Below are 24523 nucleotides of genomic sequence, written 5' to 3'. Positions count from 1 at the left end.
GGGGGCCGCCGTATGACCACGACCACCCCCTCCCGCGGCCGCCGCCGCGCCCCCTCCCGGATGGAGCGGGCCGCCGGCAAGGCCGCCGCGCTGCAGAAGCCGCGCGTCATCCTCGCCCTGCTGCTCCTGCTCGCGCTGATCTGCGTGATGCTCCTCGACGGCTATCTGCGCGCCGAGGTCGGCGGCGACCAGCGCGTGCGCACCGGGGCCAGCTCCAGCGACGTACCGGACGACGTCCTGGACGGCGGGCCCATCGTCACCTTCCGCGGCGGACAGGCCACGACCGTCTCCGTCCCCGACAAGACGATCGCGCTCACCTTCGACGACGGACCCAACCCGACCTGGACGCCCCAGGTGCTGGCGATCCTCGAGAAGTACGACGTGCCCGCCACGTTCTTCCTGGTCGGCTCGATGGTGTCGCGCTACCCGGGCATCGTCGAGGACATGGTCGAGCAGGGCCACGAGGTGGGCATCCACACCTTCACGCACGTCGACCTGTCGTACCAGAGCGACGCCCGGGTCCGGCGCGAGATGGAGCAGACCCAGCTCGCGCTGGCGGGCGCGGCCGGCATCACGACCACCCTGTTCCGGGCGCCGTACTCCTCGGAGACGGACGCCATCGACAACTACAGCTGGCCCGTCTACAAGAAGCTCGGCGAGGACGGCTACACCAGCGTCTTCGTCGACACCGACAGCGACGACTGGAAGCGGCCGGGCGTCTCGAAGATCGTCCAGTGGGCCACGCCGAAGAAGAACAAGGGCGCGTCGGTCCTCTTCCACGACGCGGGCGGCGAGCGCTCCCAGACGATCAAGGCGCTGCCGCAGTACATCGAGAAGATGCGGGCGAAGGGGTACACCTTCACCACCATCAGCGGCGTCATGGAACAGGGGCGTGGCACGGGGCAGCAGCCCGGAGCCGGAGGACCCCAGGGCACGGCGGACGGTTCTCAGGGCACCGCGAACGGCCCTCAGGGCACCGCGAGCACGCTCCAGGCCGCCCACCGTGAGGCCACCGGCGCGATCCTCTACGAGGGCAAGGCCCTGGTCGCCGCCGTGGCGGTCGCCGAGTGGGCCGTGCCGACGCTGTCCGTCGGCCTGCTGGTGGTCGGCGTGGCCGTCATCGGCCGCTTCGGGATGATGCTCGTCCTGGCCCGCCGCCACTACCGCCTGCGCAACAGACGCCGCTTCAGCTGGGGCCCGACGGTCACCCGGCCGGTGAGCGTGATCGTCCCGGCGTACAACGAGAAGGAGTGCATCGCCAACACCCTCGCCTCGCTGGCGCAGAGCACGCACCCGATCGAGATCATCGTCGTGGACGACGGCTCCACGGACGGCACGGCCGAGATCGCCGAGTCCCTCGGCATGCCCAACGTGCGCGTCATCCGCCAGGCCAACGCGGGCAAGCCGGCCGCCCTCAACAACGGTGTACGGAACGCGGCTTACGACATCGTCGTGATGATGGACGGCGACACCGTCTTCGAGCCGGACACCGTACGGCAGCTCGTCCAGCCCTTCGCCGACCCGGAGGTCGGCGCGATCGCGGGCAACGCCAAGGTCGGCAACCGCACCACCGTCATCGGCGCCTGGCAGCACATCGAGTACGTGATGGGCTTCAACCTCGACCGGCGCATGTACGACCTGCTGCGCTGCATGCCGACCATCCCCGGCGCGATCGGCGCGTTCCGCCGCGAGGCGGTGCTCCAGGTCGGCGGCATGAGCGAGGACACCCTCGCCGAGGACACCGACATCACCATCGCGATGCACCGCGCGGGCTGGCGGGTCGTCTACCAGGAGCACGCGCGCGCGTGGACCGAGGCGCCGGGCTCCCTCAAGCAGCTGTGGTCCCAGCGCTACCGCTGGTCCTACGGCACGATGCAGGCGCTGTGGAAGCACCGCAAGTCGCTCACGGACAAGGGACCTTCGGGGCGTTTCGGGCGGGTCGGCATGCCGCTGGTGGTGCTGTTCCAGATCGTCACGCCGGTCTTCGCCCCGCTCATCGACGTGTTCACGGCCTACTCGATGATCTTCATCGACTTCAAGGCGGCGCTGCTGGCGTGGCTCGCGGTGCTCGGCGTCCAGCTCGTGTGCGCGGCGTACGCCTTCCGCCTGGACCGCGAGAAGTACCGCTATCTGCTGATGATGCCGCTCCAACAGCTCGCCTACCGGCAGATGATGTACCTCGTCCTCATCCACTCCTGCGTCACCGCCCTGACCGGCGGCCGGCTGCGCTGGCAGAAGCTGAAGCGGACCGGCGAGGTCGGCACCCCGGCGGGGGCGGGCTGATGGGGGCGCACAGCAGGACGGCCGAGCGGGAGCTCCCGGAGGCCGTCGCCCGCCCGGCGCGGGACCGCTACTTCGACACCCTTCGCGCGGTCGCGCTCGTCCGCGTTGTCACCTACCACACCTTCGGCTGGGCCTGGGCGGGGCTGGTCTTCCCCTCCATGGGGGTCATGTTCGCCCTGGCCGGCACTCTCATGGCGAGGTCCCTTGAGCGCCCCGCGCTCACCGTGATCAGGAGCCGCTTCCGTCGGCTGCTGCCGCCCTTCTGGTTCTGGGGCGTGTTCGTGGCCGGCGCGATGCTGGTGCACGGCTGGATGCCCGGCTGGCAGATCGTCTACTGGGTGGTGCCGCTCGGCGACCCGCCGGGCAATGCCTGGGGCGAGCAGGCCTGGGAGATCCTCTGGTACCTGCGGACGTATCTGTGGTTCGTGCTCCTCTCCCCGCTCCTGCTGCGGCTCTTCCGGCTCGCTCCCGTCCCGGTGCTGCTGCTGTCCCTGGGGCCGGTCCTGGCCTTCCAGTTCGTATGGCAGCCGCCGGACGACCGGCTCGGCGCCGCGCTGTGGGACCTGGCGACGTTCCTGTTCTGCTGGCTCCTCGGCTTCGCGCACCACGACGGCGTCCTGGCCCGGCTGAAGCCCGCCGCGCTGCTCCCGCTCGCGTCGGCCGCCCTCGCGTACGGCGGCTGGTACGCCCTCGCGCACCAGGCCGAGTACGGCACGTACGACCTCGACGAGAACCCGCTCGCGCAGGCCTTCTGGTCGGCCGGGTTCGTGACGCTGCTGATGTACGCCAAGGCCCGCTTCCGGACCGACTTCGCGGGACTCGCCCGGTTCCGGCGGCTGGACCGGCTCGTGACCGTCTTCAACGCCCGGGCCGTCACCCTCTACCTCTGGCACGAGATCGCCCTGATCCTCGCCGTGCCTCTGATCGACCGGTTCTGGGACGTGCCGGCCTTCGAGGCGTACCTGCCCCTGGACAGCCAGTGGTTCATGTTCGGGGTGGGCTGGGTGCTGATCGCGGTGTTCGTGCTGCTGTGCGGGTGGGTGGAGGACGTGGCGGCACGGAAGAAGCCGAGGCTCCTTCCCTGATCGGGTGCTGCAAGAATGGGCGCGTGACCCGCGCATCCCTGGACAAGCAGCCGCACGAAGTCGCCTCGATGTTCGACGACGTGGCGGAACGGTACGACCTGACCAACGACGTGCTGTCCCTCGGCCAGGACCGGCGATGGCGCAAGGAGGTCGCCAAGGCGGTCGACGCACGCCCCGCCCAGAAGGTCCTCGACCTGGCGGCGGGCACCGGCACCTCCTCACTGCCCTTCGCGCAGACCGGTGCCTACGTCGTCCCCTGCGACTTCTCCCAGGGCATGCTCCAGGTCGGCAAGCAGCGCCGGCCCTGGCTGCCCTACACCGCCGGCGACGCCACGCGGCTCCCCTTCAAGGACGACACCTTCGACGCCGTCACCATCTCCTTCGGGCTGCGCAACGTGCAGGACACGGACGCGGCCCTGCGGGAGATGCAGCGCGTGACCCGGCCCGGCGGGCGGATCGTGATCTGCGAGTTCTCGCACCCGACGTGGGCGCCGTTCCGCACGGTCTACACCGAGTACCTGATGCGCGCCCTGCCGCCGGTCGCCCGGGCCGTGTCCTCCAGCCCCGACGCCTACGTCTACCTCGCCGAGTCCATCCGCGCCTGGCCCGACCAGCCCGCGCTGGCCGAACGGCTGGGCAAGGCCGGCTGGTCGCGGGTGGCCTGGCGCAACCTGAGCGGCGGGATCGTCGCCCTGCACCGGGGCTTCAAGGAGAGCTGAACCCCTCCGGGGAGCCGCCGGCTACGGGGAGCTGAGCACCATGTACGGGTCGCCCGGCTCGTCCAGCTCCCGTTGCAGCCCGCCCCTGGGCGGTCTCGGGATCCGCGGCTCGTGCACGCCCCCGCCGCCCTCGCCGGGGCCGAAGTCGAACCAGACGTAGACCATCGAGTCCCGCGGCACCTCGGCCTCGGGCTGCGGGTACTGGCGTACGACGTAGTCGACGACGGCGAGATGGAAGTCGGGCCGGTCCGGCGCGTTGAGGAACAGGCCCCGCGCCCGGGCCGTCTCGCGCGCGTCCACGGCCATCAGACCCACCAGACGCGGTACGCGCACTTCGGGTGCTTTGCGGGATATCTGCACAGATGTCACCCCCAGCGGTACAGGAAGGGTAACTCCGGCCCCGTACCGGCCGGAAGCGACGGATGTCTTTCTGTGACAGTCGACTACGCAGTGTGATGTCGTCGTCTCAGAGGTCGAGCCGGTAGCAGTGCCCCGCGCGGTCCGAGGCCGACGTCGTGAACGTCTCGGCGAGGCGCATTCCCAGCCGCCGGGTGACCGCGATGGACCGGCTGTTGCGGGCGTCGACCATCGCCACCACGCCCGGTACACCCGCCGTCCGCATCCGCTCCAGCGTCTGCCGCGCGGCCGCGGTGACGTACCCCTTGCCCCAGTGCTCCCGGGCCAGGCGCCAGCCGATCTCGATCTCCCCCCTCGGCCCCCAGTCCCGCTCCCAGGGCTGGGCCCCGGTGAAGCCGACGACCTGACCGGACGCGTCCAGCAGGGTCCACAGGCAGTAGCCGCGCTCGGCGTCGTGCCGGCGCTGGCGGGCGGTGAGCTCCTCGTAGACCGACAGTTCGGCGGCCTTTCCGCCGTGGAACTCCATGACGTCCGGGTCGTCGAAGATCCGGTGCCAGGCGAACGCGTCCTCGTGGGTGGGCACGCGCAGTCGCACAGCGGGGAGGGCCGGGTTCACGGAGGCATCCCTTCGGCAGGTGATCGATACCGCTGCATAGACTGCCCATGTCCTGTGCCGGCCGGCACACAGATTCCGAAGCTTGGGGAGATCCCGCCGTGACCGTCGTGACCGAGCCTCTCTCCGAGAACACCGCCGATGTGATCGTCGTGGGCGCGGGGCCGGCCGGCTCCACGACCGCCTACCACCTCGCCAAGGCGGGACTCGACGTCCTCCTGCTGGAGAAGACCGCGTTCCCGCGCGAGAAGGTCTGCGGCGACGGCCTCACCCCGCGCGCCGTCAAACAGCTCGTGGCGATGGGCATCGACATCTCGGAAGAGGCCGGCTGGCTGCGCAATAAGGGCCTGCGGATCATCGGCGGCGGAGTGCGCCTCCAGCTCGACTGGCCGGATCTCGCCTCCTTCCCCGACTACGGCCTCGTCCGCAAGCGCGACGATTTCGACGACCAGCTCGCCCGGCAGGCCCAGAAGGCGGGCGCCCGGCTGTTCGAGCGCTGCAACGTCGGCGCCCCGGTCATCGACGACCGCACCGGCCGGATCACCGGTGTGCACGCCAAGCTCGGTGAGGAGAAGCGCGAAGTCACCTTCCACGCGCCGCTCGTCGTCGCCGCCGACGGCAACTCCACGCGCCTCTCCCTCGCGATGGGCCTGCACCGCCGCGAGGACCGCCCGATGGGCGTGGCCGTACGGACGTACTTCGAGAGCCCCCGCCACGAGGACGACTACCTGGAGTCCTGGCTGGAGCTCTGGGACCGCCGCGGCCCGGGCGAGGACCGGCTCCTGCCCGGCTACGGCTGGATCTTCGGCATGGGCGACGGCACCTCCAACGTCGGCCTGGGCGTGCTCAACACCTCCGACTCCTTCAAGGAGCTGGACTGGCGCGAGGTCCTGAAGGCCTGGTGCGCGTCCATGCCGGAGGACTGGGGCTACACCCCCGACAACATGACCGGCCCGATCCGCGGCGCCGCCCTGCCCATGGCCTTCAACCGCCAGCCGCACTACACCAAGGGCCTGCTGCTCGTCGGCGACGCCGGCGGCCTGGTGAACCCCTTCAACGGCGAGGGCATCGCCTACGCCATGGAGTCCGGCCAGATCGCCGCCGACGTCATCGTCCAGGCCCACGCCCGCTCCACCCCGGCCCGCCGCGAACTGGCGCTCCAGCGCTACCCGCGCGTCCTCAAGGACACCTACGGCGGCTACTACACGCTCGGCCGCGCCTTCGTGAAGCTCATCGGCAACCCGAAGGTCATGCAGATCGCCACCCAGCGCGGCCTCACGCACCCGATGCTGATGAAGTTCACGCTGAAGCTCCTCGCGAACCTCACGGACCCGACCGGCGGCGACGCGATGGACCGCATCATCAACGGCCTGAGCAAGGTGGCCCCGAAGGCCTGACCCCCGCCCGGGGCGCTGCCGGATCAGGCACTCACTCGGAGAGCCGGTCGAGACAGAGCCGCCCGGCGCAGTGGTCGGTTTCGTGGGCGAGGCAGCGCGCGAAGTACCCGTTCCCTCGACCACGACCGGCTCGCCGACCTGGTTCGCCACGAGCCCGGCCCCGTCCGCGAGGCGCATCGTCTCTCCTGTGAATGCCGTGTCCGCTGAGGGGCACTCATGACGGCAGACGCCCCGCGGCCGCTCCACACACAGCCCGGCCACACGGGAGAAGGCCCCAGAAGCCACTCGGGGCACCCCTGAGACCGGCTCGGCCGGTTTCGGGGGCGGGAGGCCTCCGCGCCCGGACAGGCCGGGAGAACGCCGTCAGGGCGGCAGGAGAGGGCACGCACGCCAACGGGGGAGGGCCGCCGCCTCCGGGAGGCAGCGGCCCTCAAGCCCGTACGCGTGAGATCGGAGGACTCAGAGGACGCGGACCGCGCCCGACGCCGGGTAGCCCGACAGGTCCTGGATGACGACGCCCTTGGACGGGTTGGCCGCGTCCAGGTACTGGCCGTCGCCGATGTAGACACCCACGTGGTACGCGGAGCCCTTGCCACCCCAGTACAGGATGTCGCCGACCTGGACGTCGGACAGCGGCACGTCCGTGCCGGACATCGACTGGTCCTGCGAGACGCGCGGCAGATCCACACCAACCTGCTTGTACGCGGCCTGCACGAGGGAGGAGCAGTCCCAGGCGCTGGGACCGGTGGCGCCCATGACGTAGGCGTCGCCGACCTGTGCCTTGAGGAAGGCGATGACGGTCGCGACGCTGCCGCTGGCAGGCGCGGTCGTCGAGGTGGAGGCCGACGCGGAGGCGGAAGCGGAGAGGGTGGCGCGCTCGGCGCTGCGCGTGGCGCGCTCGGCGGCGGCCTTGCGGGCTTCCTCGGCGGCCTTCTTCTTGGCCTCCGCCTTCTTCTTCGCCTCGGCGAGGTCCTTCTTGGCCTCGGTGGCGGCCTTGGCGGCGGCGGCGTCACGCTCGGCGCGCAGCTCGTAGTTCGCGGCCGCCTGCTGCGTGGCGGCCGCGGACTGGGCGACCTGAGTGGCCATGTCGGCCGTCAGGGTGGGCAGTTCGATGGTCTGCGTCACCGGCTCGGCGGCGCTCGCCGAGGCCGACGCACCCGCCGCTGCCAGGCTGAGGATGCCACCGGTGACTCCGGCACGCACGGCGATCGTCGAGGTCGCACTGCGGCGGGGTTTCCGGTGGCTGCGTATGTGAGCGGTGTGGGACATGGGAACAACCGGTACCAGGGGCTCCTTCATATCTTCAAGAAACGTGTGCTGCGCCACAGTTGTTCAATCGAGCCCTCAAAACCCCCTCTCGAGCCCCTTTATTGACGCCGTAACGGACATTGCGGGCGCACCGAGACCAGGCTGTGATCACGGTCTTTGATCAATACGCCCGAATTGCCCCGCACCTACCACCGGTTGGATTGATTGGCCAAGCCCCGTTCTCATGGATCTCTCATCGGTGTGATGGAGGTCACGGAACGGTAGCCCCGGCGCTCGCGTCGCGCGCCGTAGATCACGACCCGGTCACGGGCTCGCGAAGATCGTGAACGCGTGCACGCGTCCACATCCCGCTCCACATGCCCTCTGATGTGTGAACGCGGCCTCTATCAAGAGATCCAGTCCATCGCCAATTTGCATGCAAGGGAACCCTCTTGATATTGAGACGGACCTCCTGGCCTGCGCTGACTAGGCAAAATGTCACGTCTGGTGATCGCCCGGACGCTTCGCGTGTGAAGATCACCGCTCATCCGACTTCATGATCCTTCGTCAGGTGGTGGAGATCACAAAGCTTGTGCAATACCCCGTGTCGCAGATCACAGAGCGACAGGCATAAGATGCACGCGGTTGGGCTTGTGACCTGCTTCACATGTTCCCGATCTTCGCCGGGGCGGGCGGGGTTCGAGGGACGGACGGGGCGGAAGTGAGCCCGATGCAAACCGCCAGCAGTCAGTGCCGACTGAGAGGAGCGAGGAGCGGTGAACGCGTATGCGCCCATCCTCGTACTGGGAGCCCTCGGGGCAGGCTTTGCGATCTTCTCCGTGGTCATGGCCACGTTGATCGGGCCGAAGCGGTACAACCGGGCCAAGCTCGAGGCCTACGAGTGCGGGATCGAGCCGACCCCCACGCCGGCCGGCGGCGGGCGCTTCCCCATCAAGTACTACCTGACGGCGATGCTCTTCATCATTTTCGATATCGAGATCGTCTTCCTCTACCCCTGGGCCGTCACCTTCGACGCCCTGGGGATCTTCGGGCTCGTGGAGATGCTGCTCTTCGTGCTCACCGTCTTCGTCGCGTACGCGTACGTATGGCGGCGCGGCGGCCTGGAATGGGACTGAGGGGCCTTTTGTCATGGGACTCGAAGAAAAGCTGCCGAGCGGCTTCCTGCTGACCACCGTCGAGCAGGCCGCGGGCTGGGTGCGCAAGTCGTCCGTCTTTCCCGCCACGTTCGGCCTCGCCTGCTGTGCCATCGAGATGATGACCACCGGCGCCGGCCGCTACGACCTGGCGCGCTTCGGTATGGAGGTCTTCCGGGGCTCGCCCCGCCAGGCGGACCTGATGATCGTCGCCGGCCGGGTCAGCCAGAAGATGGCGCCGGTGCTCAGGCAGGTCTACGACCAGATGCCGAACCCCAAGTGGGTGATCTCCATGGGGGTCTGCGCCTCCTCGGGCGGCATGTTCAACAACTACGCCATCGTCCAGGGCGTCGACCACATCGTGCCGGTCGACATCTACCTCCCCGGCTGCCCGCCACGGCCGGAGATGCTGATGGACGCCATCCTCAAGCTCCACCAGAAGATCCAGACCTCCAAGCTCGGCGTGAACGCCGAGGAGGCGGCCCGCGAGGCGGAGGAGGCGGCGCTCAAGGCCCTGCCCACCATCGAGATGAAGGGGCTGCTGCGATGAGCGACGCGAACGGCACGGGCGGCGCCAACCCCGAGAAGGACCTGTCGGCCTCCAACCTCCCCGGCCAGCGCGGCCAGGGCGGCGAGGAGATCCGCGTCCAGCGCGGCATGTTCGGCGCGAGCAACGGCGGCGACACCTCCGGCTACGGCGGCCTGGTCCGCTCGGTCCGGCTCCCGGGCCCGGCGAACCGCCCCTACGGCGGCTGGTTCGACGAGGTCGCCGACGAGCTGGAGGGAGCCCTGGAGGAACAGGGACTGCTCCCGGAGAACGCCATCGAGAAGACGGTCGTCGACCGCGACGAGCTGACCTTCCACATCGAGCGCGAGCACCTGCTCCGCGTCGCCCGCACCCTGCGCGACGACCCGGCCCTGCGCTTCGAGCTCTGTACCGGAGTCAGCGGTGTCCACTACCCGAACGACAAGGGCCGCGAGCTGCACGCCGTCTACCACCTGCGCTCGATCACCCACAATCGGCTGATCCGCCTGGAGGTCAGCGCGCCCGACAGCGACCCGCACATCCCGTCGCTGTTCTCCGTCTATCCGACGAACGACTGGCACGAGCGCGAGACGTACGACTTCTTCGGCATCGTCTTCGACGGTCACCCGGCCCTGACGCGGATCATGATGCCGGACGACTGGCAGGGCTTCCCGCAGCGCAAGGACTACCCCCTCGGCGGCATCCCCGTCGAGTACAAGGGCGCCCAGATCCCGGCTCCGGACCAGCGGAGGTCGTACTCATGAGCACTTCGCACGCCTCCCCTCGCGAGACCACCGAGGGCACCGTCTACACCGTCACCGGCGGCGACTGGGACGAGGTCGTCGAGTCGGCGGCCCGCGCCGACGACGAGCGCATCGTCGTCAACATGGGCCCGCAGCACCCCTCCACCCACGGTGTGCTCCGCCTGATCCTGGAGATCGAGGGCGAGACCGTCACCGAGGCCCGCTGCGGCATCGGCTACCTGCACACCGGCATCGAGAAGAACCTCGAGTACCGGACGTGGACGCAGGGCACGACGTTCGTGACGCGCATGGACTACCTGACGCCGTTCTTCAACGAGACGGCGTACTGCCTCGGCGTCGAGAAGCTCCTCGGCATCGAGGACCAGATCCCGGACCGGGCCTCGATCATCCGGGTGCTCCTGATGGAGCTGAACCGGCTGTCGTCCCACCTGGTGTGCATCGCCACCGGCGGCATGGAGCTCGGCGCCACCACGGTCATGATCTACGGATTTCGTGATCGTGAACTCATTCTCGATATCTTCGAGCTGATCACCGGCCTGCGGATGAACCACGCGTACATCCGCCCCGGCGGACTCGCCCAGGACCTGCCGCCCGGCGCGGTGGACCACATCCGCGAGTTCGTGAAGAAGATGAAGAAGAACCTCCCGGAGTACGACAAGCTCGCCACCGGGAACCCCATCTTCAAGGCCCGTATGCAGGACGTCGGCTATCTGGACCTGGCCGGCTGCATGGCCCTCGGCGCGACGGGCCCCATCCTGCGCTCCACCGGCCTGCCGCACGACCTGCGCAAGACCCAGCCGTACTGCGGCTACGAGACGTACGACTTCGACGTCCCGACCGCCGACACCTGCGACTCCTACGGCCGGTTCCTCATCCGGCTGGAGGAGATGCGTCAGTCGCTCCGGATCGTCGAGCAGTGCCTGGACCGGCTCCAGCCCGGCCCGGTCATGGTCGCCGACAAGAAGATCGCCTGGCCCGCTCAGCTCGCCCTCGGGCCCGACGGCCTCGGCAACTCCCTCGACCACATCAAGAAGATCATGGGCACCTCCATGGAGGCCCTGATCCACCACTTCAAGCTGGTGACCGAGGGCTTCCGCGTCCCGCCGGGACAGGCGTACGCGGCGGTCGAGTCGCCCAAGGGCGAACTCGGGGTGCACGTCGTGTCCGACGGCGGCACCCGCCCCTACCGGGTCCACTTCCGCGACCCGTCCTTCACCAATCTGCAGGCCATGGCGGCGATGTGCGAGGGCGGCCAAGTCGCCGACGTCATCGTCGCCGTCGCGTCCATCGACCCCGTGATGGGAGGCGTCGACCGGTGACCACCTCTTCTTCCGAGCGGGGCGTCAGCCTGGGCATGCCCGAACTGCCCGCGCCCGCCTACCCGGACGACGTCCGAGCCCGTCTGGAGACGGACGCGCGCGAGGTCATCGCCCGCTACCCGGACTCCCGGTCCGCCCTCCTGCCCCTGCTGCACCTCGTGCAGTCGGAGGAGGGACACGTCACGCGCACGGGAATGCGGTTCTGCGCGGACACCCTCGGCCTGACCACGGCCGAGGTCACCGCCGTCGCCACCTTCTACTCCATGTACCGGCGCCGGCCGAGCGGTGACTACCAGGTCGGGGTGTGCACCAACACCCTGTGCGCGGTCATGGGCGGGGACGCGATCTTCGAGGAGCTCCAGGAGCACCTCGGCGTCGGCAACGGCGAGACCACCGACGACGGCAAGGTCACCCTGGAGCACATCGAGTGCAACGCGGCCTGTGACTTCGCTCCGGTCGTGATGGTCAACTGGGAGTTCTTCGACAACCAGACCCCGGGCAGCGCCAAGCGCCTCGTCGACGACCTGCGCGCGGGACGGCCGGTCACGCCCACGCGCGGTGCGCCGCTGTGCACCTTCAAGGAGACCGCCCGGGTCCTGGCCGGTTTCCCCGACGAGCGGGACGGGGCCGTCGAGTCCGGAGGAAGCGCGGGACACGCCTCCCTCGTCGGCCTGAAGCTCGCCAAGGGGGAGGCCGCACCGGCACGCGTGGTGCATCCGCGCGGTGAGGCGGCCCGGACCGGGACACCCCACGACCCGTCACCGACGGAGCACTTGAGCTCGCACGACGCGCCGCAGGACACGTCGGCCTCCGACCCGGCCCACCCGGCCGGGCCCGCCGCCGAGGAGGGGGAGTGATGACCTTGGCACCCGAGCTGAAAGACATGAGCCCCGAGAAGCTGCTCGCACCGGTGCTGTCGGCCTTCTGGGACGAGGACAAGTCCTGGACGCTGGACGTGTACCGAAGGCACGAGGGGTACGAGGGGCTGCGCAAGGCGCTCGCCATGTCGCCGGACGACGTGATCGCGTACGTCAAGGAGTCCGGTCTGCGCGGGCGCGGCGGCGCGGGATTCCCGACGGGGATGAAGTGGCAGTTCATTCCCCAGGGGGATGGAAAGCCGCACTATCTAGTTGTCAACGCCGACGAGTCGGAGCCGGGGACGTGCAAGGACATCCCGCTCCTCTTCGCGAACCCACATAGCCTCATCGAGGGCATGATCATCGCGTGTTATGCCATCAGGTCTTCGCATGCCTTCATCTATCTGCGTGGTGAAGTCGTCCCAGTGCTGCGGCGGTTGCACTCCGCCGTACGCGAGGCGTACGAGGCGGGCTTCCTGGGCGAGAACATCCAGGGCAGCGGACTCGACCTCGACATCACCGTGCACGCGGGCGCGGGCGCGTACATCTGCGGTGAGGAGACCGCACTGCTGGACTCGCTCGAAGGCCGCCGGGGTCAACCGCGGCTTCGTCCTCCCTTCCCTGCTGTCGCGGGCCTCTACGCGTGCCCGACTGTGGTGAATAACGTCGAGTCCATCGCGTCGGTTCCCGCGATCATGAGCCGGGGCAAAGACTGGTTCCGGTCGATGGGGAGCGAGAAGTCGCCAGGCTTCACGCTCTACTCCCTGTCCGGCCATGTCGCGGGCCCCGGTCAGTACGAGGCGCCGCTCGGGATCACGCTCCGCCAGCTCCTCGACATGAGCGGCGGCATGCGCCCCGGGCACCGCCTCAAGTTCTGGACGCCGGGGGGCTCCTCGACCCCGATGTTCACCGACGAGCATCTCGACGTCCCTCTTGATTACGAAGGAGTGGGCGCTGCGGGTTCCATGCTCGGCACAAAAGCTCTCCAGTGCTTCGACGAGACGACCTGCGTGGTGCGGGCCGTCACGCGCTGGACCGAGTTCTACGCCCACGAGTCCTGCGGCAAGTGCACGCCCTGCCGCGAAGGCACGTACTGGCTCGTGCAGTTGCTGCGCGACATCGAGGCCGGCAAGGGACGGATGTCCGACCTCGACAAGCTGAACGACATCGCCGACAACATCAACGGCAAGTCCTTCTGCGCCCTCGGCGACGGCGCCGCCTCGCCGATCTTCTCCTCGCTCAAGTACTTCCGCGAGGAGTACGAGCAGCACATCACGGGCCGGGGCTGCCCCTTCGACCCGGCCAGGTCGACGGCCTGGGCCGACCGCACGGAGGTGAACGCATGACCGTGACCACCAGCTCTCCCTCCGGCGGGGGAGAGGCGGCGGTCCCGCCGGAGGACCTCGTGTCGCTGACGATCGACGGCGCCGAGATCAGCGTGCCCAAGGGCACCCTGGTCATCCGGGCCGCCGAACAGCTCGGCATCGAGATCCCCCGGTTCTGCGACCACCCGCTCCTCGATCCGGCCGGCGCCTGCCGCCAGTGCATCGTCGAGGTCGAGGGCCAGCGCAAGCCCATGGCGTCCTGCACCATCACCTGCACCGACGGGATGGTGGTCAAGACCCACCTCACCTCGCCGGTCGCTGAGAAGGCCCAGAAGGGTGTGATGGAGCTCCTGCTCATCAACCACCCGCTGGACTGCCCGGTCTGCGACAAGGGCGGCGAGTGCCCGCTGCAGAACCAGGCCATGTCGCACGGAGACGCCGAGTCCCGCTTCGAGGGCCGCAAGCGCACGTACGAGAAGCCCGTGCCGATCTCCACGCAGGTGCTCCTCGACCGTGAGCGCTGCGTGCTGTGCGCCCGCTGCACCCGGTTCTCCAACCAGATCGCGGGCGACCCGATGATCGAGCTGGTCGAGCGGGGCGCGCTCCAACAGGTCGGCACCGGTGAGGGCGACCCGTTCGAGTCGTACTTCTCCGGCAACACCATCCAGATCTGCCCGGTCGGCGCGCTGACCTCGGCGGCGTACCGATTCCGCTCCCGCCCCTTCGACCTGGTCTCCTCCCCGTCGGTCTGCGAGCACTGCTCCGGCGGCTGCGCCACGCGCACCGACCACCGGCGTGGCAAGGTCATGCGGCGGCTCGCCGCCGACGACCCCGAGGTCAACGAGGAGTGGATCTGCGACAAGGGGCGGTTCGGGTTCCGGTACGCGCAGCAGCGCGACCGGCTTCAGACGCCGCTCGTGCGCAATGCCGAGGGCGAGCTGGAGCCCGCCTCCTGGCCCGAGGCGCTGCAGATCGCGGCCCAGGGGCTGCTGGCCTCCCGGGGCCGCACCGGTGTCCTGACCGGTGGCCGGCTCACCATCGAGGACGCCTACGCGTACAGCAAGTTCGCGCGCGTGGCGCTCGACACCAACGACATCGACTTCCGCGCGCGCGTGCACAGCGCCGAGGAGGCCGACTTCCTCGCCGCCCAGGTCGCCGGGCGCGGCCGGGACCTCGACGGTACGGGCGTCACGTACACCGCACTGGAGAAGGCGCCCGCCGTCCTGCTGGTCGGGTTCGAGGCGGAGGAGGAGGCACCCGGCGTCTTCCTGCGGCTGCGCAAGGCCTGGCGGGGGCACGGACAGCGGGTCTTCTCGCTGGCCACATACGCCACCCGCGGTCTGGAGAAGGCCGGGGGCACACTGCTGCCGGCGGCTCCCGGCACCGAGACCGAGTGGCTGGACGCGCTCGGCAGCGGCGCCGGCCTGGAGGACGACGGTGCCGCGGCCGCCGAGGCGCTGCGCGCCGAGGGCGCCGTGATCGTCGTCGGCGAGCGGCTGGCCGCGGTGGCCGGCGGACTCACCGCCGCCATGCGCGCCGCGACCGCCACCGGCGCCCGGCTGGTGTGGATCCCGCGCCGGGCCGGGGAACGCGGCGCGATCGAGGCGGGCGCGCTGCCGTCGCTGCTGCCGGGCGGACGCCCGGCCACCGACCCACGCGCGCGTGACGAGGTCGCCGGCGTCTGGGGCGTGGCCGGCCTCCCGCACCGCTACGGCCGCGACACCGGCCAGATCGTCGAGGCCGCCGCGACCGGCGAGCTGCAGGCCCTGCTGGTCGCGGGTGTGGAGATCGCCGACCTGCCCGACCCGGCACGCGCGCGTGAGGCGCTCGACGAGGTCGGCTTCCTGGTCTCCCTCGAACTGCGGCCCAGCGAGATCAGCCGCGAGGCCGATGTCGTCCTGCCCGTGGGAGCGGTCGCCGAGAAGGCCGGCACCTTCCTCAACTGGGAAGGCCGGGTCCGCTTCTTCGAGGCCGCGCTCAAGCCCGACCAGATGACCCGCCGCCTCGCGCCGACCGACGCGCGCGTGCTGCAGATGCTGGCCGACGCCATGGACGTCCACCTCGGACTTCCGGATCTGCGCACCGTACGCGCGGAGATCGACCGGCTCGGCGCCTGGGACGGCCCGCGGGCCGGCGAACCCCTGGAGACCGCGGCCGCGCTGCCCCGCCCGGCCGTCGGCGAGGCCGTCCTCGCCGGGCACCGGCTGCTGCTCGACCAGGGCCTCCTCCAGCAGGGCGACGAGGCACTCGCCGGAACCCGGCACGCCGCACGCGCGCGTGTGTCGGCCGCGACGGCCGCCGAGGCGGGCGTCAAGGACGGCGACCTCCTCGCCGTGACCGGCCCCCAGGGTGTCGTGGAACTCCCGCTCCAGATCAGTGAGATGCCCGACCGGGTGGTGTGGCTGCCGCTGAACTCCAGCGGTGGCGGCGTCGCCTCCGACACCGGGGCGCGGCCCGGCTCCCTCGTCCGCATCGGCCCGGCGACGCTCGCCGGCGAGGCCCCCAAGGAGGTGGAGGCATGAGCCCGTACCTTCTCGCCGCTGAAGACCTCTCGATGTTCGGCCGCGACCCCTGGTGGCTGGTCGTCATCAAGGCGGTGTTCTGCTTCGCCTTCCTGATGGTGACCGTGCTGATCTCCATCGTGATGGAGCGCAAGGTCGTCGCCTGGATGCAGCTGCGCGTCGGCCCCAACCGGCACGGCCCGTGGGGCATGTTGCAGTCGCTCGCCGACGGCATCAAGCTCATGCTCAAGGAGGACGTGATCGTCAAGCGCGCGGACAAGGCGGTCTACGTCCTCGCGCCGATCATCGCGGCCATCCCGGCCTTCATGGCGATCGCGGTGATCCCCTTCGGCCCGGCCGGCAACGAGATCTCGATCTTCGGCCACCGCACCACGATGCAGCTCACCGACCTGCCGATCGCGATGCTCTACATCCTCGCGGTCGCCTCGGTCGGCATCTACGGCATCGTCCTCGCGGGCTGGAGCTCCGGCTCGACGTACCCGCTGCTGGGCGGCCTGCGCTCCTGCGCGCAGATGATCTCCTACGAGATCGCGATGGGCGCCGCCTTCGCCTCCGTGTTCCTCTACTCGGGGTCGATGTCGACCTCGACGATCGTCGAGCAGCAGGCCGACCGCTGGTACATCCTGCTGCTGCCGCTCTCCTTCATCCTCTACATCGTCACCATGGTCGGCGAGACCAACCGCGCCCCCTTCGACATGCCGGAGTCCGAGGGCGACCTGGTCGGCGGCTTCAACACCGAGTACTCGTCGATCAAGTTCGCGATGTTCATGCTCGCCGAGTACGTCAACATGGTGACCGTCTCGGCCGTCGCCGCCACGCTGTTCCTCGGCGGCTGGCGGGCCCCCTGGCCGATCAGCACCTTCTGGGAGGGCGCGAACCACGGCTGGTGGCCGATGCTCTGGTTCACCGTCAAGGTCCAGCTGCTGCTGTTCATGTTCATCTGGATCCGCGGCACGCTCCCTCGCGTCCGCTACGACCAGCTGATGAAGCTCGGCTGGAAGGTCCTCATCCCGGTCTCGCTGGTGTGGCTGATGCTCGTCGCCACCGTGCGCGCCCTGCGCAACGAGAACTACGACTTCGCCGACATCGTGCTCTACGTCGGCGGCGGCGTGCTGGCCCTGCTGGTGCTCTCCTTCGTCGTCGACATGTTCCGCGAGAAGTCCAAGCAGGCCGAGCGGCCGGCCGAGGCCCCGGCGGCCTTCGACCCGATGGCGGGCGGATTCCCCGTGCCGCCGCTGCCCGGACAGGAGCTTCCGCCGGCTCCCAGGCGCCGCTCGCGCCGTGAGCGGGAGCTGATTGTCAGTGGTGGGCCCGATACTCAGAGTGACGAATCTCTGGGCGGATCTACGGATGGAAAGGAGGCGTCCGATGGCTGAGGAACCGAAGGACACCAAGCCCGGTTTCCAGAACCCGGTGGCCGGTTTCGGCGTGACCTTCAAGGCCATGTTCAAGAAGCGGCTGACCGAGCAGTACCCGGAGCAGCAGAAGACCACGGCTCCGCGCTTCCACGGACGGCATCAGCTCAACCGCCATCCGGACGGCCTGGAGAAGTGCGTCGGCTGTGAACTGTGCGCGTGGGCCTGCCCCGCCGACGCCATCTATGTGGAGGGCGCCGACAACACCGACGAGGAGCGCTACTCGCCGGGCGAGCGGTACGGCCGCGTCTACCAGATCAACTACGCCCGCTGCATCCTGTGCGGCCTGTGCATCGAGGCGTGCCCCACTCGCGCGCTCACGATGACGAACGAGTTCGAGCTGGCCGACTCCAGCCGCGCCAACCTCATCTACACCAAGGAGCAGTTGCTCGCCGGTCTCGAGGACGGCATGGTCGACTCGCCCCACGCCATCTACCCGGGGACGGACGAACAGGACTACTACCGGGGCCTGGTCACCGAGGCCGCGCCCGGCACGGAGCAGCAGGTCGCCCACTCCAAGGGCGAGGTCGTGCAGGAGTCCGACTCCACCTTCGGCGACACCGAGCCGGCGTCGAAGAAGGTGATCGGCCGATGACCGCCCAGCTCGCCGCCTACTCCACCTCCACCGGAGAAGCCGTCCAGTTCTGGATCCTCGGCACGATCGCGGTGATCGGCGCCCTGTGCACCATCCTCATGAAGAGGGCCGTGCACAGCGCGCTCTGCCTCGCCGGGACCATGATCATCCTGGCGGTGTTCTACCTCGCCAACGGCGCCTACTTCCTGGGCGTCGTGCAGATCGTCGTCTACACCGGCGCGATCATGATGCTGTTCCTGTTCGTGGTGATGCTCGTCGGCGTGACCGCGGCGGACTCCCTGAAGGAGACCATCAAGGGCCAGCGCTGGCTGGCCCTGCTGTGCGGTCTCGGCTTCGGCGTCCTGCTGATCGGCGGCATCGGCAACGCCTCGCTCACGGAGTTCAACGGCATCGGCCAGGCGAACGCCGAAGGCAATGTGGAGGGCATCGCCGCCCTCATCTTCACCAAGTACGTCTTCGCGTTCGAGATCACCGGCGCCCTGCTCATCACGGCCGCCGTCGGCGCCATGGTGCTCACCCACCGCGAGCGCACCGAGCGGGCCAAGACACAGCGGGAGCTCTCCGAGGAGCGCGTCCGCGCGGGCACGCAACTGCCACCCCTGCCGGCGCCCGGTGTGTACGCCCGGCACAACGCGGTCGACATCGCGGGCCTGCTCCCCGACGGCACACCCTCCGAGCTCACGGTCAGCAAGACGCTGCGCGAGCGCGGCCAGATCCGCGACGTGTCGCAGGAGGCGCTCAACGACCTGAAGGCCCTGGAGCAGCGGGCCGAGGACCGTCTGGAGCGCGGGGCGATCGGGCCGGCGAAGTTCAAGCGGTCCGAGGAGGCGTCGAAGTGAACCCCGTCAACTACCTCTATCTCGCGGCCCTTTTGTTCACGATCGGCGCCACCGGCGTGCTGATCAGGCGCAACGCGATCGTCGTGTTCATGTGCATCGAGCTCATGCTCAACGCCTGCAACCTCGCGTTCGTCGCCTTCTCCCGGATGCACGGCAACCTCGACGGCCAGATCATCGCGTTCTTCACGATGGTCGTCGCCGCCGCCGAGGTCGTGGTCGGGCTCGCGATCATCGTGTCCCTGTTCCGTGCCCGTCACTCGGCCTCGGTCGACGACGCCAGCCTGATGAAGCTGTAAGGGGTCGGAAGAATCGTGGAGAACCTGATTGCGCTGCTGGTGGCGGCGCCCCTGCTCGGAGCGGTGGTCCTGCTGTGCGGCGGACGCCGGCTGGACGCCGTCGGCCACTGGATCGGCACGGCCCTCGCCGCCACGTCCTTCGTGCTCGGCCTGGTGCTGTTCGCCGACATGCTGGGCAAGGACCCGGAGCACCGGGAGATGGGCCAGCACCTGTTCAGCTGGATCCCGGTCGAGGGCTTCCAGGCGGACGTCGCCTTCCAGCTCGACCAGCTGTCGATGACGTTCGTCCTGCTGATCTCGGGCGTCGGCTCGCTGATCCACCTCTACTCCGTCGGGTACATGGAGCACGACGAGCGGCGCCGCCGCTTCTTCGGCTATCTGAACCTGTTCCTCGCGGCGATGCTGCTGCTCGTCCTCGCCGACAACTACCTGCTGCTGTACGTCGGCTGGGAGGGCGTCGGTCTCGCCTCCTACCTGCTGATCGGCTTCTGGCAGCACAAGCCCAGCGCCGCCACTGCCGCGAAGAAGGCCTTCCTGGTCAACCGCGTCGGCGACATGGGCCTGTCCATCGCGATCATGCTGATGTTCCTGTGGTTCGGCACCTTCGCCTTCGGGCCGGTGCTCGGCACCGAGGGGGAGGCCGGGCTCGCCGGTGCCGCCGGTGAGGACAAGCTGACCGCCATCGCCCTGATGTTGCTGCTCGCCGCCTGCGGCAAGTCCGCCCAGGTACCGCTGCAGTCCTGGCTCGGGGACGCGATGGAGGGCCCGACCCCGGTCTCGGCCCTCATCCACGCCGCGACGATGGTGACCGCGGGCGTGTACCTGATCGTCCGCTCCGCGGCCGTCTTCAACGGCGCCCCGGACGCCCAACTGGTCGTCACCGTCGTCGGTGCCGTCACGCTCCTGTTCGGTGCGATCGTCGGTTGCGCGAAGGACGACATCAAGAAGGCACTGGCCGGCTCGACCATGTCGCAGATCGGCTACATGGTGCTCGCCGCGGGCCTCGGCCCCATCGGTTACGTCTTCGCGATCATGCACCTGGTGACGCACGGCTTCTTCAAGGCGGGGCTGTTCCTCGGCGCCGGTTCGGTCATGCACGGCATGAACGACGAGGTGGACATGAGGAAGTACGGAGGCCTCAGGACGTACATGCCGATCACCTTCGTCACCTTCGGGCTCGGCTATCTGGCGATCATCGGCTTCCCGGGCCTGTCCGGCTTCTTCTCCAAGGACATGATCATCGAGTCGGCGTTCGCCAAGGGCGGCACCGAGGGCTGGATCCTCGGCGGCGTGGCCCTGCTGGGCGCGGCCATCACGGCGTTCTACATGACGCGCGTGATGCTGATGACGTTCTTCGGCGAGAAGCGCTGGCAGCCCGACGCGAACGGCAACGAACCGCATCCGCACGAGTCGCCCAAGGTCATGACGATCCCGATGATCGTGCTGGCCGTCGGGTCGGTGGCCGCCGGTGGGTTCTTCAGCATCGGCGACCGCTTCGTGCACTGGCTGGAGCCGATCACCGGGCACAGCCACGGTGACTCGCCGCTCAGCGCCGCCGCGGTCACCGGCGCGACCGTCACCTGCATGGTCGTCGGCGTCGCCCTCGCCTGGGCGCAGTACGGACGACGCCCGGTCCCGGTTGTCGCCCCGCGCGGATCGCTGCTCACCCGGGCCGCTCGGCGCGACCTGCTCCAGGACGACTTCAACCACGTCGTCCTGGTCCGCGGCGGCGAACACCTCACGCGGTCCCTGGTCTACGTCGACCACACCCTGGTCGACGGCGTCGTCAACGGCACGGCGGCCTCGGTCGGCGGCCTCTCCGGGCGGATGCGCAAGCTGCAGAACGGCTTCGCCCGCTCCTACGCGGTCTCGATGTTCGGCGGTGCGGCGGTCCTGGTCGCCGTGACCCTGCTGATGAGGGCGGTCTGATACCGATGTCCTTTCCTCTGCTGACAGCGACAGCGGCGCTCCCGGCGCTCGGGGCGATCGCCACGGCCGCCGTACCGGCCGCGAAGCGCACCGTCGCCAAATGGCTGGCGCTGCTCTTCTCGCTCGCCACGCTCGTCCTCGCGATCGTCGTCCTGGTCCGCTTCGACCCGGACGGCGACCGCTACCAGCTCACCGAGTCCCACTCCTGGATCGCCGACTTCGGCGTCCGCTACGAACTGGGCGTGGACGGCATCGCGGTGGCGCTGATCGCGCTCACGGCCCTGCTGATCCCGTTCATCGTCCTCGCGGGCTGGCACGACGCCGACCCGCTGGAGACCGGGTCCACGCGGTGGCGGCCGACGCAGGGCTTCTTCGCCCTGATCCTGGCCGTCGAGGCGATGGTGATCATCTCCTTCGAGGCCACCGATGTCTTCCTCTTCTACATCTTCTTCGAAGCCATGCTGATCCCGATGTACTTCCTCATCGGCGGCTTCGGGGACCGTGCCCACGAGCACGGCGAGAAGGCGGCCGCGACGCAACGGACGTATGCGGCGGTGAAGTTCCTCCTCTACAACCTGGTCGGCGGTCTGATCATGCTGGCCGCGGTGATCGGCCTGTACGTGGTCGCCGGGAACTTCTCGCTCACGGAGATCGCCGAGGCCCGGGCCAACGGCTCGCTCGACATGGCGACCAACACCGAACGATGGCTGTTCCTGGGCTTCTTCTTCGCCTTCGCGGTGAAGGCCCCGCTGTGGCCGCTGCACACCTGGCTGCCCAACGCGATGCAGGAGTCCACCGCGCCGGTCGCCGTCCTCATCACGGCGGTCGTCGACAAGGTCGGCACCTTCGCGATGCTCCGCTTCTGCCTCCAGCTCTTCCCGGAGGCGAGCAAGTGGGCGACGCCCGCGATCCTCGTGCTGGCGCTCATCAGCATCATCTACGGGGCGTTGCTCGCGGTCGGCCAGCGCGACATCAAGCGGCTGGTGGCGTACGCGTCGATCTCCCACTTCGGCTTCATCATCATGGGCATCTTCGCGATGACCAGCCAGGGCCAGTCCGGGGCGACGCTCTACATGGTCAACCACGGCATCTCGACCGCCGCGCTGATGCTGGTGGCGGGCTTCCTGATCTCCCGGCGCGGCTCGCGGCTCATCGCCGACTACGGCGGAGTGCAGAAGGTCGCGCCGGTGCTCGCCGGCACGTTCCTGATCGGCGGGCTTGCGACCCTGTCGCTGCCGGGACTCGCCCCGTTCGTCAGCGAGTTCCTGGTCCTGGTCGGCACGTTCACGCGGTACCCGGTGGTCGGCATCATCGCCACCTTCGGCATCGTCCTGGCCGCGCTCTACACCCTCGTCCTCTACCAGCGGACGATGACGGGCCCGCTGAAACCCGAGCTCGCGAAGATGCCGGACCTCAGGGTGCGTGAGCTCGTCGTCGTCGCCCCGCTGGTCGTCCTGCTGATCTTCCTGGGCGTCTACCCGAAGCCCCTCACCCAGATCATCGACCCGGCGGTCAAACAGACCATGTCCGACGTACAGCAGAAGGACCCCAAGCCCGAGGTGGAGGCGGCCAAGTGAGCGCAACAGCCGTCCACAGCCTGTGGACAACGGCGGCCGAACCGATCTCGAAGATCGACGCGCCGAAGATCGAATACGGGCAGCTCGCCCCCACCCTGATCATCGTCGGTGCGGCGATCCTCGGGATCCTGATCGAGGCGTTCGTACCGCGCAAATCCCGCTATTACGTCCAGATGTTCGTGTCCGTCGTCGCGATCGCGGCCGCCTTCGCGGCGGTCGTGGCGCTCGCGGCCGACGGATACGGCACGACCAAGGCGCGCATCGCGGCGATGGGCGCCATCGCCGTCGACGGACCGGCCCTCTTCCTCCAGGGCACGATCCTGCTGGCGGCCCTGGTCGGCCTGTTCACCTTCGCCGAGCGGCGCCTCGACCCCGAGGCGCACGGCAACCGCGTCGACTCCTTCGCCGCGCAGGCCGCGTCCGTGCCGGGCAGCGAGAGCGAGAAGGCCGCGGTCAAGGCCGGGTTCACCACCACCGAGGTGTTCCCGCTGCTGCTGTTCGCCGTCGCCGGCATGCTGATCTTCCCGGCGGCCAACGACCTGCTGACGCTGTTCGTGGCGCTGGAGGTCTTCTCCCTCCCGCTGTACCTGCTGTGCGCGCTGGCCCGCCGCAAGCGGATGATGTCGCAGGAGGCGGCGGTCAAGTACTTCCTGCTCGGCGCCTTCGCCTCCGCGTTCACCCTGTTCGGCATCGCGCTGCTGTACGGCTACGCGGGCTCGATGTCGTACGCGACGATCGCGCAGGTCGTCGACGGCACCGTGCAGGACGTCAACCCGGCGCTCGCCGGCACCATGGGCAACGACGCGCTGCTGCTGATCGGCGCCGCGCTGCTGGTGATGGGCCTGCTGTTCAAGGTGGGCGCGGTGCCGTTCCACATGTGGACGCCGGACGTGTACCAGGGCGCGCCGACGCCGGTGACCGGATTCATGGCGGCGGCGACGAAGGTGGCGGCGTTCGGCGCGCTGCTGCGCGTGCTGTACGTCGTCCTGCCCGGCCTGCGCTGGGACTGGCGGCCGGTGATGTGGGCCGTGGCGATCATCACCATGCTGGGCGGCGCGATCGTCGCGATCACGCAGACCGACATCAAGCGGCTGCTGGCGTACTCGTCGATCGCGCACGCCGGGTTCATCCTCGCGGGTGTCATCGCCACCACGCCGGACGGTGTCTCGTCGGTCCTCTTCTACCTGGCGGCGTACTCGTTCGTGACGATCGGCGCCTTCGCGGTGGTCACGCTCGTGAGGGACGCGGGCGGCGAGGCGACGCACCTGTCCAAGTGGGCGGGGCTCGGCCGGCGCTCGCCGCTGGTGGCGGCCGTGTTCGCGGTGTTCCTGCTGGCCTTCGCGGGCATCCCGCTGACCTCCGGCTTCGCCGGGAAGTTCGCCGTGTTCAAGGCGGCGGCGGAGGGCGGGGCCGCCCCGCTGGTCGTGGTCGGTGTGATCTCCTCGGCGATCGCGGCGTTCTTCTACATCCGCGTCATCGTGCTGATGTTCTTCAGCGAGCCGCGGCCGGAGGGCCCGACGGTGGCCGTGCCGTCGCCGCTGACGATGACGGCGATCGGGGTGGGTGTGGCGGTCACGCTGGTGCTCGGTGTGGCGCCGCAGTACTTCCTGGATCTGGCGGGGCAGGCGGGGGTGTTCGTGCGCTGACGCGCGCTTGCCTGGATGAGGCTGCGGCCCGGCGTCCCTTCTCGGGGTGCTGGGCCG

General features: G+C 69.4%; 22 protein-coding genes. 18 read left to right on the top strand and 4 right to left on the bottom strand.

The features are described 5' to 3' along the window. Nucleotides 1-12: 12 nt before the first annotated feature. Genes NNW99_RS14890 through NNW99_RS14880 form a run of 3 tightly spaced genes read left to right on the top strand, consistent with a single transcriptional unit; the run spans nucleotide 13 to nucleotide 4087 of the window. Nucleotides 13-2283 (top strand): bifunctional polysaccharide deacetylase/glycosyltransferase family 2 protein, encoded by a 2271-nt coding sequence (locus tag NNW99_RS14890; protein ID WP_215119590.1) that lies wholly within the window; start codon nucleotides 13-15, stop codon nucleotides 2281-2283. Continuing rightward, nucleotides 2283-3368, top strand: coding sequence for an acyltransferase (locus tag NNW99_RS14885; protein ID WP_215119588.1), 1086 nt, complete (start codon nucleotides 2283-2285; stop codon nucleotides 3366-3368). The genes NNW99_RS14890 and NNW99_RS14885 overlap by 1 nt, the downstream gene beginning before the upstream one ends. Nucleotides 3369-3391: 23 nt before the next feature. Then, nucleotides 3392-4087, top strand: a complete 696-nt coding sequence (locus NNW99_RS14880; protein WP_215119586.1) for a demethylmenaquinone methyltransferase — start codon at nucleotides 3392-3394, stop codon at nucleotides 4085-4087. A 21-nt stretch (nucleotides 4088-4108) separates the two neighbouring features. Here the strand turns inward: NNW99_RS14880 and NNW99_RS14875 are convergent, their stop codons facing one another. Together NNW99_RS14875 and NNW99_RS14870 are read right to left on the bottom strand one after the other, a co-directional pair. Beyond that, nucleotides 4109-4420, bottom strand: a complete 312-nt coding sequence (locus tag NNW99_RS14875) for a PASTA domain-containing protein (protein WP_189728562.1) — start codon at nucleotides 4418-4420, stop codon at nucleotides 4109-4111. Nucleotides 4421-4553: 133 nt separating this feature from the next. Next, nucleotides 4554-5060 (bottom strand): GNAT family N-acetyltransferase, encoded by a 507-nt coding sequence (locus NNW99_RS14870; protein ID WP_215119584.1) that lies wholly within the window; start codon nucleotides 5058-5060, stop codon nucleotides 4554-4556. A gap of 98 nt (nucleotides 5061-5158) precedes the next feature. On the opposite strand from NNW99_RS14870, the gene NNW99_RS14865 reads away from it, so the two are divergent. After that, nucleotides 5159-6454: a geranylgeranyl reductase family protein gene (locus NNW99_RS14865; protein WP_251057803.1), complete on the top strand. Its 1296-nt coding sequence runs from the start codon at nucleotides 5159-5161 to the stop codon at nucleotides 6452-6454. Nucleotides 6455-6485: 31 nt separating this feature from the next. Here the strand turns inward: NNW99_RS14865 and NNW99_RS39120 are convergent, their stop codons facing one another. Continuing rightward, a complete protein-coding gene (locus NNW99_RS39120) occupies nucleotides 6486-6668 on the bottom strand; it encodes a peptide deformylase (protein WP_370869138.1) in 183 nt (60 codons plus the stop codon). A 245-nt stretch (nucleotides 6669-6913) separates the two neighbouring features. Then, nucleotides 6914-7753, bottom strand: coding sequence for a C40 family peptidase (locus NNW99_RS14855; RefSeq protein ID WP_215119583.1), 840 nt, complete (start codon nucleotides 7751-7753; stop codon nucleotides 6914-6916). A 725-nt stretch (nucleotides 7754-8478) separates the two neighbouring features. On the opposite strand from NNW99_RS14855, the gene NNW99_RS14850 reads away from it, so the two are divergent. Genes NNW99_RS14850 through nuoN form a run of 14 tightly spaced genes read left to right on the top strand, consistent with a single transcriptional unit; the run spans nucleotide 8479 to nucleotide 24466 of the window. Continuing rightward, nucleotides 8479-8838 (top strand): NADH-quinone oxidoreductase subunit A, encoded by a 360-nt coding sequence (locus NNW99_RS14850; RefSeq protein ID WP_003974383.1) that lies wholly within the window; start codon nucleotides 8479-8481, stop codon nucleotides 8836-8838. Nucleotides 8839-8851: 13 nt separating this feature from the next. Beyond that, nucleotides 8852-9406, top strand: a complete 555-nt coding sequence (locus NNW99_RS14845; RefSeq protein ID WP_010041554.1) for an NADH-quinone oxidoreductase subunit B family protein — start codon at nucleotides 8852-8854, stop codon at nucleotides 9404-9406. Then, nucleotides 9403-10146, top strand: a complete 744-nt coding sequence (locus NNW99_RS14840; RefSeq protein WP_215119581.1) for an NADH-quinone oxidoreductase subunit C — start codon at nucleotides 9403-9405, stop codon at nucleotides 10144-10146. The genes NNW99_RS14845 and NNW99_RS14840 overlap by 4 nt, the downstream gene beginning before the upstream one ends. Continuing rightward, nucleotides 10143-11465 carry an NADH-quinone oxidoreductase subunit D gene (locus NNW99_RS14835; RefSeq protein WP_215119578.1) on the top strand — a complete coding sequence of 441 codons (1323 nt, stop codon included), beginning with the start codon at nucleotides 10143-10145 and terminating at the stop codon, nucleotides 11463-11465. Before NNW99_RS14840 ends, NNW99_RS14835 begins: the two co-directional genes overlap by 4 nt. Further along, nucleotides 11462-12322 (top strand): NADH-quinone oxidoreductase subunit NuoE, encoded by an 861-nt coding sequence (nuoE, locus tag NNW99_RS14830; RefSeq protein ID WP_215119577.1) that lies wholly within the window; start codon nucleotides 11462-11464, stop codon nucleotides 12320-12322. Before NNW99_RS14835 ends, nuoE begins: the two co-directional genes overlap by 4 nt. Then, a complete protein-coding gene (gene nuoF / locus NNW99_RS14825; protein WP_267944395.1) occupies nucleotides 12322-13668 on the top strand; it encodes an NADH-quinone oxidoreductase subunit NuoF in 1347 nt (448 codons plus the stop codon). The genes nuoE and nuoF overlap by 1 nt, the downstream gene beginning before the upstream one ends. Further along, a complete protein-coding gene (locus NNW99_RS14820; protein ID WP_215119576.1) occupies nucleotides 13665-16169 on the top strand; it encodes an NADH-quinone oxidoreductase subunit G in 2505 nt (834 codons plus the stop codon). Before nuoF ends, NNW99_RS14820 begins: the two co-directional genes overlap by 4 nt. After that, complete coding sequence (gene nuoH / locus NNW99_RS14815) at nucleotides 16166-17545, top strand: NADH-quinone oxidoreductase subunit NuoH (protein WP_215119575.1); 1380 nt, start codon at nucleotides 16166-16168, stop codon at nucleotides 17543-17545. The genes NNW99_RS14820 and nuoH overlap by 4 nt, the downstream gene beginning before the upstream one ends. After that, nucleotides 17538-18179: an NADH-quinone oxidoreductase subunit NuoI gene (gene nuoI / locus NNW99_RS14810; protein WP_215119574.1), complete on the top strand. Its 642-nt coding sequence runs from the start codon at nucleotides 17538-17540 to the stop codon at nucleotides 18177-18179. Before nuoH ends, nuoI begins: the two co-directional genes overlap by 8 nt. Next, a complete protein-coding gene (locus tag NNW99_RS14805; protein WP_215119573.1) occupies nucleotides 18176-19018 on the top strand; it encodes an NADH-quinone oxidoreductase subunit J in 843 nt (280 codons plus the stop codon). The genes nuoI and NNW99_RS14805 overlap by 4 nt, the downstream gene beginning before the upstream one ends. Further along, entirely contained in the window at nucleotides 19015-19314 is a 300-nt protein-coding gene (gene nuoK / locus NNW99_RS14800) for an NADH-quinone oxidoreductase subunit NuoK (RefSeq protein ID WP_003992252.1), read from the top strand. The genes NNW99_RS14805 and nuoK overlap by 4 nt, the downstream gene beginning before the upstream one ends. A 15-nt stretch (nucleotides 19315-19329) precedes the next feature. Further along, the gene (gene nuoL / locus NNW99_RS14795) at nucleotides 19330-21243 is read left to right on the top strand and encodes an NADH-quinone oxidoreductase subunit L (protein ID WP_215119572.1); all 1914 of its coding nucleotides are present in this window, start codon (nucleotides 19330-19332) and stop codon (nucleotides 21241-21243) included. Nucleotides 21244-21248: 5 nt separating this feature from the next. Continuing rightward, a complete protein-coding gene (locus NNW99_RS14790; protein ID WP_215119570.1) occupies nucleotides 21249-22820 on the top strand; it encodes an NADH-quinone oxidoreductase subunit M in 1572 nt (523 codons plus the stop codon). Continuing rightward, nucleotides 22817-24466, top strand: a complete 1650-nt coding sequence (gene nuoN, locus NNW99_RS14785; protein WP_215119569.1) for an NADH-quinone oxidoreductase subunit NuoN — start codon at nucleotides 22817-22819, stop codon at nucleotides 24464-24466. Before NNW99_RS14790 ends, nuoN begins: the two co-directional genes overlap by 4 nt. Nucleotides 24467-24523 lie beyond the last annotated feature (57 nt).

It is taken from the genome of Streptomyces sp. CRCS-T-1 (genome assembly GCF_024442335.1).
Lineage (GTDB): Bacteria > Actinomycetota > Actinomycetes > Streptomycetales > Streptomycetaceae > Streptomyces > Streptomyces koelreuteriae.
Note: the sequence above shows the minus strand (reverse complement) of the source record. Positions and strands in the feature narration are given on the sequence as shown.